The organism is Salinibacter sp. (genome assembly GCF_042218895.1).
Taxonomy (GTDB): domain Bacteria; phylum Bacteroidota; class Rhodothermia; order Rhodothermales; family Salinibacteraceae; genus Salinibacter.
The window spans coordinates 1-10185 of record NZ_JBDGQQ010000071.1 but is presented as its reverse complement, the minus strand read 5'-3'; the positions used below and the strand labels follow the sequence as shown (position 1 = coordinate 10185).

The following is a 10185-nucleotide window of genomic DNA, read 5'->3' as shown; positions in this document are numbered from 1 at the left end:
AGCACGCATAAGGACTCTGAAGCGGAAACGGGAAATGCATCGCTTTCTTTGAACCCGAAGCGGAGTCAGAAGTTTGTCTGCCAGAGGCATTTATCCGTTCTTCTGGGAAGCCGTACGGAAAAGATCCTTCAGGGGGAGCGACCAGTCCGGCAGGAGCGGCGTCGAGAGAGCATCATCGTGCTCCGCCGTCCACTCCGCGACGCGTTTGTAGCCGCCGTCCGGCTCGCGGTACACCTTTACGGTTTCCAGGGCCGGGTCCACGACCCAGTATTCCGGCACGTCGTGCCGGGCGTCGAGCTTGCGCGTTCGAATCTCGTCGTGGCGACGGTTGCCCTCCGAAACGATCTCGGCGATCAGGTCCGGCGCGCCCTCAATGCCCCGCTCCTTCACGATGTTGCTGCGCTCGGCCGCCACGAACAGCACGTCGGGCTGGACGATGTCGGTCTCCGAGAGAAGCACGTCGCAGGGGGCGTCGAACACCTCCCCCAGGCCCTGTTCCTCCACGTGAAGGCTCAGGGAGATCAGGAGACGCCGAACGATGCGCCGCTGCGGGGTCGTGGGGGCGGAGGACACGTATTCCTCGCCGTCAACGATCTCGTGTCGATGTCGATCGTCGGGAATAGTCCGGTAGTCCTCGTACGTCAGCGGAGGGGCGGCCAGCTCTGTTGCCATGGGTTTGTCGGGCTGTGTACAGAATCTTCGTACCGAAAAATCTACGCTTGCGGCCCGCAATGTGGTTCCTCTGCGTTTTCCGCGGCACCCGTTTCCTCTGGTCCCGTACGTGAAGCGGTCTGCTACTGAAATCCAGTCTCCCTAGTCCGTGACCGTCGACGTTATCCTTCCGCTTCCGGTCGACCAGGCCTACACGTACCGCGTGTCGGAGGAGCTTGCGGCGGAGGCTCAGGTGGGCAGTCGGGTGCTCGTGCCGTTTGGGGGGCGCCGCCTGACCGGCGTCGTCGTGGAGGAGGGGCCGCCGCCCGGCACGCTCAACTTCGAGGTGAAGGCCGTGCTCGACGTGCTGGACGACGTGCCCACCTGCACCAAAGAGCTGCTCGGCCTTACGAAGTGGATGGCCGACTACTACGTGTGCACCTGGGGAGAGGCCCTCAAGGCCGTTCTTCCCGCCGGCACCACCGTTGAGACGGAGCGCCGCCTCACCCGCACCGACGCGGAACCGGGCGCATGGGCCGAGCACGACGTGGGTGGAGTCGTCTTGGAGGACTTGGCCGAGCACTCCGAGACCACGCTCTCGGCAGTTCGCAAGCGCGTGGGCCCCGCCGTCCCACTTGCGCTGATCCGTCGCATGGCCGCCGACGGCGTCATCGAAGTGGAGACGACCCTGCGCGACGAGCGGGTGAACGCCAAGACCGAAACCCACCTCCGCTTCGCCCCGGCTTTTCAGCACGAGGACGCGGCGGCAGACCTCAAAGAACAGCTCCGTGGCGCGAAGCAGAAGGCCGTCATTGAGGCGCTTGCGGGGCTCCGGGCCGAAGGCACCCCGGAGCCGCGCCGAACCGACGTGATGGAGCGGGCCGATGCGTCCTACGCGACCGTACGGAGCCTCGTCGACAAGGGGATGGTCGAGCTCGTGGAGAAGGAGGTACTGCGCTCGCCCCTCGACGACCTGCCCGGGCCCGACCCGCCCCCCGACCACACGCTCCTGCCTGCCCAGCAGGACGCCCTGGACGCGATCACCGACGCGGTGGAGCACAAGCGCTACGGCACCTTCCTGCTCCACGGCATTACCGGCAGCGGCAAGACAGAGGTCTACATCCGCGCCCTCAAGGCAGTGCGGGAGCGGGGGCGTACCGGCATCATCCTCGTGCCCGAGATTGCACTCACCCCACAGACCGTCCAGCGCTTCCGCGCTCACTTCGGCGACCACATCGCCGTGCTCCACTCCCAGATGAGCATGGGCGAGCGCTACGACGCGTGGCGCCAGCTGCGCACGGGAGACGCCTCCATCGCCATCGGGCCACGCTCCGCCGTGCTGGCCCCGCTGGAGAACCTGGGCCTCGTCGTGGTCGACGAGGAGCACGAGGCGTCCTATAAGCAGTTCGACCCGGCGCCTCGTTATCACGCCCGCGACGTGGCGGTCATGCGTGCCCACAGAAACGACGCGGTCTGCATCCTCGGTTCGGCCACGCCCAGCCTCGAATCGACGATGAACGCCCGCTGGGGAAAGTACGAGCGATTGACCCTCCCGGAGCGCGTGCCCGACTCGTCCGGGCGGACTGCTCCCCTCCCCGAGGTGCGCGTCCTCGACCTCACGCGCCAGCGCAAGAAGCACCAGCTGGACGGCGCCCTGGCCGACCCGCTCCGTGAGGCCGTTCGCGAGCGCGTGGAGCAGAACGAGCAGGTCATCCTCCTGCAGAACCGCCGGGGCTACGCGCCCGTCCTTGAGTGCGAGGACTGCGGGTGGGCCCCGTCCTGCGGCGACTGTTCGGTGACCCTCACCCTACACCGCGACGAGGGGCCCGGCCGACTCCAGTGCCACTACTGCGGCCGCACCGAGCGCATCCCGCGCCAGTGCCCTCGCTGTGGGAGTAGCGACCTGAGCCAAGTGGGGACCGGAACGCAGCGCGTGGAAGCGGAGCTCGAGGCCGCCGTCCCCAACGCTTCCATCCTCCGCATGGACCGCGACACGACGAGCCGGAAGCACAGCCACCATCAGATCCTGCGCCGGTTCCGGGACGGGGCCGACGTGCTGCTCGGCACGCAAATGATCGCGAAGGGGCTCGATTTTGGACGTGTGACCCTAGTGGGGGTGGTGGATGCCGACGTGGGGCTCCTCTTCCCCGACTTCCGCGCCGAGGAGCGCACGTTCCAGCTTCTCACCCAGGTGGCCGGCCGCGCCGGTCGTGCCGACCTTCAGGGCGAGGTCATCTTGCAGACCCGCAACCCCGACCATCCAGCCATCCGTCACGCGACGGCGCACGACTACGAAGGCTTCGCTGAGGAGGCACTCGCCGAACGTCGCGAGTTTGGGTACCCGCCGTTCGGCCGTGTGGCGACCGTCGAGTTTCGAGGGCCCGACCAGGACCGTGTTGAGCGTCTCGCGGTGAACTGGACCGAACAGCTCCGCACACACGCCGGGCCGGTGGAGGTACTTGGTCCAGAGCCGGCGTTCATCCAACGTGTGAAGAAGCAATACCGCCACCGCACCCTTCTCAAGTCGCGGGGCGGGAGCGCAGACCCGCTCCAGACAGCCCTCCGTCGCACCCGCGACGCCTACAGCGGTCCGCCCAACGGCTACCACGTGGCCATCGACGTAGACGCGCTGGATGTGCTGTAGCAGCCGCACACCGAGGCGTACCGGATCTCTCTGCCTGCTTCCCGACACGAAGCGTCTCCGCTTCGAGGGGCTCCCGCCCCTGGCTCCAAGCGGGCTGCTGCCACCGTCGGCAACGCATCAGCAGGGACAGGGCCCTCTCCCGTGCGGCGGAAAGGACTTCGCGGGACCTACCGCTCCTTGGGGCCCGGCAGACTGGAACCAGGTCTGGCACGCGGAAGCCTGTCGCGCGGACGGCCCGCCCGCAACGATCTGCCCCTCGGAGGCATTAGGGCCGCAGCATCAATTGTCACCGTCTGTAAACCGGAATGTTACGCCAAATTGCGGCTGAAGGAATGTCGTCCGCGAGCGGCGAACGTCCATCTCACTCCGGTCGAGTTGGCCATTTTCGTTGTCGTCGGTGAGATCTCCCTCGGCGAGGTACTCGGCCTCCTGTCCGAGCAGGTACTGCACACCGAGATGCACGCTCACGCTGCGGACCGACGTTTTCGGGTCGTCCTGCCGGTAGACACGGACGTCGACGCCCGCGCCGGCCCCACCACTGAAGGCAAAGTCGTCGAAGTTCGTCGTGCTGGCGAGCTCGTCGCTGAGGCCATCCCGGTCCCCAAAATCGTTGCCGAAGTCTTCCTCCGCCAGGGAGGTGCGAGTGAAAAGGTACTTGAAGCCGACGAGTCCTTCGACGAACGGACGGATCCGGCCGTGCCGGGGCTGGAGGCGCAGGGAAAGATGGGTTTCCAGGACGTTGTTGCTGGTCTCGACCTCGACCGGCAGGCGCGGACCGACGGTGGAGCTGAAGGGGACCTGCTCGGTGGAGTTGCCGTAGCTGAGGAACCCGACGTCGAGGCCGGCCATCACCGGGCTTCTCGGGCCTACCCAGCCCCCGATGAAGAGGTTTAGCCCGCCCCCCAGACCGCTTACATTGTTCTCAAACCCGCCCTGTGGCACGCCTACGGTGCCTCGGACATTGAGCTGGCCGGAAATCTTCGACCCCGACGAGGTGGAGGTTTCGAACCTTCCCTGCCCGTCCTGAGCGGCCACAGGCACGGCGACAACTGAGAGCAGGAGGATCGAGGCAATCAGGCAGCGAGTGGTAGAGGGACCAGATCCTGAGACGAGGTGCTCCATGTGAGATCGAAACATCAGCAGGGGTGTGGAAAACTGTTTGACATCGTCGCGCGGGGTCCCATACCAAACACCGGGTGTCGTTCAGGGGCGTTCGACGGGCCGGTGGTTTGAGGCGATAAGCTGGAGTACCGAGCAGGTTCTGGGCCGTCCCCGCCGCCCGGCTAAGGAGATCTACGCCTGCATGCTCTCGTGTCGAGCCCGGTACTGCGAGGGAGAGGTCCCAAACTCGTCCCGAAACGACCGCGAGAAATACGACTGGCTGTTGAACCCAACTGCGTAGGCCACCTCTCCAATCGTAGCGTCCGGTCGGTCCTGGAGCAGCTGCGCCCCTGCCTCCAGCCGACGGCGTCGGATGAGCTGCACCGGGGTGTGGTCGTACATTTCCTTCATCCGGCGGCGCAACTGTGACGCACTGAGGGCCACCTCGGTGGCTAGATCCGACACCTCGAACTCCGGATCGGTCAGGTTTTCCGAGATTGTCTCCTCGATGCGCTCTTTCAGGGGTTTCCTCTCGGCGGTCGAGGGGAGGGCCTCTTCGGCCACCTCCACGTTCTCTGTGCCGGGACCCGCCTCGCGGGCGGTCCCTACTGCGTCCCGATCGGCCCGCTCTTCCCTGAACGATTCCCGAAGCGAACGGCGTGTGGCAATCAGGTTTTCGACCCGTGCCACCAACTCTTCGGGCTCGAACGGCTTGGTCAGGTACGCGTCGGCCCCGACGTCTAAGCCTTCCACCTTGTCTTTCGAGTCGGCCCGGGCCGTGAGGAAAATCACCGGAATGTGATCGATGTTTGGGTCCTGCTTGATGGCACGGCAGAGCTCGAATCCGTCCATCTCGGGCATCATCACGTCCGTGATGACGAGATCCGGAAGGAGGGTGGTGGCTAGGTTGTACCCGGCGGTCCCTTCCTTGGCCTCCACGACCCGGTAATCAGGCTCGAGGTGGGATCGCACGAGCGTGCGGATGACGGCGTTGTCGTCGATCACCAGCACCGTCGTTCGGTCCTCCTCGCCCCGAGGTACGTCGCCCCCCTTCGGGACCGGGGAGGGGGCCGGCTCGCTGGCTTCCAGTTCGGGCGACAATGCCTTCCGCGTCAGTGCTAGCACGTCCGGGCCATCGTCCTCAAGAGCGCGGGCGTCGTCCTTCCTGGACGACGCATCGTCCGAAGGGGGGCCGTCCGGTTGGCGGGGCAGGCGGGCGATGAACCGAACTCCCTCTCCCACCCGACCGCTCATCCTGACGTGGCCGCCGTGGAGGCTCACAAGCTTTTCTGCAAGGTAAACCCCAATGCCGGCGCTGGCGTCCTCCGCTCCCCAGAGGCCGTCCTCCTGGCGGACCGTGTCGAGAACCCGCTCTTCCTGCCCTGTTTCGAGGTTTGCGCTTACGTTCTCGACGGTCAGTTCTACACTGTCGTCGTCCGGAGCCGGGTGCACTCCTACCTGAATCGTCTCCCCCTCGTCGGCGGACCGGAAGGCCCCCGAAACGAGGTTGGCGAGCACCTTCTTCAGCTTCGAGTCGTCAAACCGGAGCATGGGATCGTCGAGCGATCCCTCGAGGCTCAGGCGGATGTCTCGGCGCTCGGCAAGCCCTTCGAAGGAGCGGAGCCCCCTGGCCACAACCTGAATGAGGTTTCCCTCGGCCGGGTCAAGCGACATGCGGCCGGCCTCCAGTCCCGCGAAGTCGAGCAGTTGGTTCACGAGCCACCGAATGCGAGTCCCGTTTCGCCGTGCGAGACGGAGTTGCGTCCGGACCTTGTCTTCGAGGGCGTCGAACTCCCCCTCAAGAAGATTGTCGATCGGCCCTAGGGTCAGCGTGAGGGGGGTCCGGAACGAGTGGCTGAGTTCTGTCAGAACACGCGATTTTGCGTCGCTTAGCTCTTTGAGCCGGTCGGCCTGTTCGACCGCCGCTTCGGCCCGCTGCTGCGCCGAGCGCATTTTCTCGGTGCGGGCCTCTATTTGCTGTTTCAGGCCGCGCACCCGCATCCAATGGAAAAGCCCGATTGCTCCCAGCCCTGCGCCCGCACAGAGAGCGAGGAACCACCACGTCGTATAGAACGCCGACGTGCTCGACGCAGATGCCCGCTCTGCGCGTCTCCCCTCTCGGACGGCGTCCTGCCTGCCCGGAACGTCCCAATCGGCGCTCCCTGCGGTCTTCCCGAGGGGGACCGCTTCGGCGACTGCTCCTTGGGGGGCTTTCTTCTCAGTGACCGCCCCTGCAGACGGGCTCTCCGGGAGGTTCTGGGCGAAGGCGAGCCCACCCCCGAGCACAAGACAACCAGCGGTGACTAAGAGCACGAGTACCTGTAGGCTCCAATCGCCTCCTTCCGCGGACGTCCCCGGCCACGCGCTTTTCCATCTGCGTGTTGGAGCAGTAGATTCCATCTGCGGCGGGAAACGCTCAGGTGCGGGGGCCGACCTCGGGCCCCGATATGAGGCCCCAGTAGGACAACGGCGTCGGAGAGGGCGGCCGTGCAGGTACACGATGCTTTTCGGCTCACACAGGAAGGTCAAAAATCCTGCCATGTCCGAACCGTCGGAATTCATCCCCGCAAATCAGGGAGACCCATCCCGGCGTGTGTAGACTCGCCCCGCAGAGTGGGTAAAGATCATCGGAGAGCCCTCAGAAACGCGGTCGACGTGTTCATTGGAGGACCGTCGAGGATGTCGCGGCGACGGAGGACACGGTACTCCCCCTGCTGCGATGGTGGGCGTTCCCGTGGACGAGGGGCCGGTGGCGTGGAAGATACTCTTCCTGAGCCAAGAAGGAGATCTGTTTCGGTTCTTCAAGGCAGATGTCGCCTACACGAGTACAAAGTGCGTTCTGGCGGGGTCTTCACGCGAGCAGCTCGTGGACTAGTTCGGGCTTTGGGGACCGTTCGGCCCGCGACGCTCAACCTGCTTCCGTAGGACTCGACGGTCCGATTCGCTCAACTGCGCGTAGTAGACAACGCCGAGCCCGTCGAGGGCAGCCACAGCGTCAGCGTCGGCCTCCGTCGCCGAAAGGCCGAGCACGACACTTCCGTCTCTCAGCACGTTGGGGCCGTCCCTCGACCTCGCCTCCAGGTCGACGATATAGAACCAATCGGCTACAGACGCGGGACGGTCGATCGAGGACATCCGGAGAGCGGAGTTCGGAGGAAGGTGAGTTGCGGGTTTGGCGTTCACCCTGCGGTGAGGGGCCGGGGGAAGCCAGGGCGTGGCACAGTCTATGCCAACCGGTACCCAAGAATGGGATCAACAAGAAGTGTGCCACCTCTCTCGGGGAAGAGTGGCTCTCGGCTGCGGAGTGGCGACGGTACTGTGCTGTGCCCTCGTCGCTCCCTTGACGCTGTCCCCCGACCGGTGCGATCGTGAACCGCCTTGATCGAGACGCTCAGAACCCAGTTCTGCGGCCCTGGAGGGATGAGGGATCCGCGCGCCCCAAACCGGATGTGACCGCTCGCGCGAACGTTTAAAGTGCTCCTCCACAGAATTGGAACGAGCCCCCTCCGGCATCGTGGACCGCGCGTAAGATGCAGGCCGGAGCGGCGTTCAGGGACGACCGGAAATTCCCCGCAGGAAGATTAGTTGCGACGGGGGGGAGACGCCGTGGACACAGTCGTGGGAGCCCTCAACTTTCAAGGCCGATACGCGCCTCTCGTCGACCGCAGGCTGTTACAGGTCCCAGGCCCTTGACGTCCCTTAACCTTCTCCGCGAAGCACTCGCGACGCTCCCCCGTGTCATCACCCGTTCCGGTCAACTGGCAAATAGACCAGGCAGCTAACTCTCTGATCGAGGGCGGGATGGTTTCGGCATCGCCCGCAGTCTGCGCGCGACTGGCGTCGGGTTTACGCCGCCATCGATTCGGGAAGTTCGGCCTTCTTCGTGCCTACCTCCTCTCCATCGCCCCCCGGCGTGGGCAGGTCCTCCGGGACGTCTGGCTTCGTCGTCTCCACGGCGTCCGGGTCGGCGGTTTGCTCCGGGAGCGAGGCCGAGGGCACCTGGATGTCGGGCGCGTCGGGCTTGAAGTTGAGGATGACCTCCAGCACCCCCTCCTTCGTCTCGGGCTGCATTACCTGATGCCGCAACTTACTGGCGTTGCGGAAGCCCTTGAAGTAGCTGCTGTAGTTCTTGCGCATCTCCAGAACGCCGGTCCGCTCGCCGAGCCACTCGCACTTGAGCGAGAGGTGCTCGGCCACCACCTGCACCCGCTCCTCCCAGGAGGGCGGCGGGGGCAGTTCGCCGGTCTCCAGGTAGGCCCTGGTGCGGTCGAAGATCCACGGGTTGCCAAGGGCACCGCGCCCAAGCATTACGGCGTCCACCCCAGTTTCCTCGAACATCGCCTCGACGGCCTCGGGGTCGTGGGCGTCTCCGTTGCCGATGACCGGCATCTCGCGGACCCCCTCTTCTTTGATCCGGCGCAGCCAGTGCCAGCGGGCATCGCCCTTGTACTGCTGCTCCCGTGTGCGGGCATGCACGCTGAGCGCAGCGACGCCCATCTCTTCCAGCATGCGGGCCACCTCAACCGCATAGATCGAGTCGTCGTCCCAGCCGAGGCGCATCTTGACCGTGACCGGACGGGTCGCTTCCTCCATCACCGCCGCCGTGATGGCCTTCATCTTATCGAGGTCGCGCAGCACCCCGGCCCCGCCGTCCTTCTGCACAATCTTGCGGACGGGGCACCCAAAGTTGATGTCAATGACGTCTGGCCCGGCCGCGTCGGCCAGGGGCGTCGCGCTTTTCACCTCGTCGATGTCGCCGCCCCACACCTGGATGCCGATGGGGCGCTCCTCGTCGAAAATCTCAAGCTTTTGGTGCTCGTGCTCGGCGTCGCGGAGGAGCCCCGCCGAGGAGACGAACTCGGTGTACATCATGTCGGCCCCGTATCGCTTGCAGAGGATACGGAACGGCGGGTCGCTTACATCCTCCATCGGGGCGAGGAAGAGGGGCCGGTCGTCGAACTCAAGATGGCCGATGCGCATCGAGGAGCGGTCGATTCGATCTGTAACTACGCGTTGTAAGGTCTCAAAAACGCACTGGACGCGGGCGGTGGTTCCGGCGGCACGCTGATCCCAAGTACCGAGGATCGCAATGCCCTCCACTGGGAACTCCGAATCGGGGTTGACTGCTTCGTTCGAACGGCCAAGATCCCGGATCGGGGCCCGGGATGGACCAGTCCTGGAAGGAGGCGATTTCTTCGAGCGTAGGAGCCCAGACATGCACAATCACCTTCGGCAAACGGCATGAGACACTGGTTACGGCTACCCCGGAGCCGACTCGGCCCCTCGTTTCCGGCGCAGCCCGGCTTCTGCACGTCCCCGACAGGGCTCCGAACGTTCGACCCCTTTGCGGGTTGTCAATCACCGTTCGATGGCTTGGCCTGTACCCATTCTCGCCGCTCGTGCGTAGTAAAAACGCGCGAGTTTCTTCCTCATCGATCCCCTGCTCTCCCATGTCCGCCGTAAATCGCTCCTCGTCCTCCATCCGCCCTGCCCTCGCCGCCCTCCTCCCCGTGTCCCTCCTTCTAGTCGGGTGCGGCGGCCCCAATCTCATCGAGCGCCTCTCGTTCGGAAACTGGGGCTTCTGGGGCACCGTCGTCATTGTGCTCGACCTCGTGGCCCTCATCGACCTGCTCAGCGACGAAACGCGGGAGACGACGAGCATGGCGATCTGGGCGCTCCTCATCATCTTCTTCCCCGTCGGCGGCGTGCTGCTGTACTTCTTCATCGGCCGCGACTAGTGCAATTTCAATCGGTCTGCTTGGGAATAGGCTCTACGCTTCTGCAATCGT

At 65.1% G+C, this 10185-nt stretch carries 7 protein-coding genes; 2 read left to right on the top strand and 5 right to left on the bottom strand.

Annotated elements, in window-relative coordinates:
• Positions 1-90 precede the first annotated feature (90 nt).
• Positions 91-672, bottom strand: a complete 582-nt coding sequence (locus tag ABEL04_RS06990) for a Uma2 family endonuclease (protein WP_375801670.1) — start codon at positions 670-672, stop codon at positions 91-93.
• A gap of 148 nt (positions 673-820) precedes the next feature.
• On the opposite strand from ABEL04_RS06990, the gene priA reads away from it, so the two are divergent.
• Positions 821-3295 carry a primosomal protein N' gene (gene priA, locus ABEL04_RS06985; protein ID WP_375801669.1) on the top strand — a complete coding sequence of 825 codons (2475 nt, stop codon included), beginning with the start codon at positions 821-823 and terminating at the stop codon, positions 3293-3295.
• Between the two features lie 279 nt (positions 3296-3574).
• Here the strand turns inward: priA and ABEL04_RS06980 are convergent, their stop codons facing one another.
• The 4 genes from ABEL04_RS06980 to dusB all read right to left on the bottom strand — a co-directional run bounded on the left by ABEL04_RS06980 (position 3575) and on the right by dusB (position 9376).
• Positions 3575-4432: a hypothetical protein gene (locus tag ABEL04_RS06980; protein WP_375801668.1), complete on the bottom strand. Its 858-nt coding sequence runs from the start codon at positions 4430-4432 to the stop codon at positions 3575-3577.
• Between the two features lie 156 nt (positions 4433-4588).
• Positions 4589-6391 carry a response regulator gene (locus tag ABEL04_RS06975; RefSeq protein WP_375801667.1) on the bottom strand — a complete coding sequence of 601 codons (1803 nt, stop codon included), beginning with the start codon at positions 6389-6391 and terminating at the stop codon, positions 4589-4591.
• A gap of 876 nt (positions 6392-7267) precedes the next feature.
• Entirely contained in the window at positions 7268-7531 is a 264-nt protein-coding gene (locus tag ABEL04_RS06970; RefSeq protein ID WP_375801666.1) for a hypothetical protein, read from the bottom strand.
• A 711-nt stretch (positions 7532-8242) separates the two neighbouring features.
• Complete coding sequence (gene dusB / locus ABEL04_RS06965; protein ID WP_375801665.1) at positions 8243-9376, bottom strand: tRNA dihydrouridine synthase DusB; 1134 nt, start codon at positions 9374-9376, stop codon at positions 8243-8245.
• A 470-nt stretch (positions 9377-9846) separates the two neighbouring features.
• Between dusB and ABEL04_RS06960 the strand changes: the two genes are divergently transcribed.
• The gene (locus ABEL04_RS06960) at positions 9847-10134 is read left to right on the top strand and encodes a PLD nuclease N-terminal domain-containing protein (protein WP_375801664.1); all 288 of its coding nucleotides are present in this window, start codon (positions 9847-9849) and stop codon (positions 10132-10134) included.
• Positions 10135-10185: the final 51 nt, after the last annotated feature.

Coding starts and splice junctions, on each gene's coding strand:
- ABEL04_RS06990 (WP_375801670.1), bottom strand. CDS start 672: ATGGCAACAGAGCTGGCCGCCCCTCCGCTGACGTACGAGGACTACCGG.
- ABEL04_RS06980 (WP_375801668.1), bottom strand. CDS start 4,432: ATGTTTCGATCTCACATGGAGCACCTCGTCTCAGGATCTGGTCCCTCT.
- ABEL04_RS06970 (WP_375801666.1), bottom strand. CDS start 7,531: ATGTCCTCGATCGACCGTCCCGCGTCTGTAGCCGATTGGTTCTATATC.
- dusB (WP_375801665.1), bottom strand. CDS start 9,376: ATGCGCATCGGCCATCTTGAGTTCGACGACCGGCCCCTCTTCCTCGCC.
- ABEL04_RS06960 (WP_375801664.1), top strand. CDS start 9,847: ATGTCCGCCGTAAATCGCTCCTCGTCCTCCATCCGCCCTGCCCTCGCC.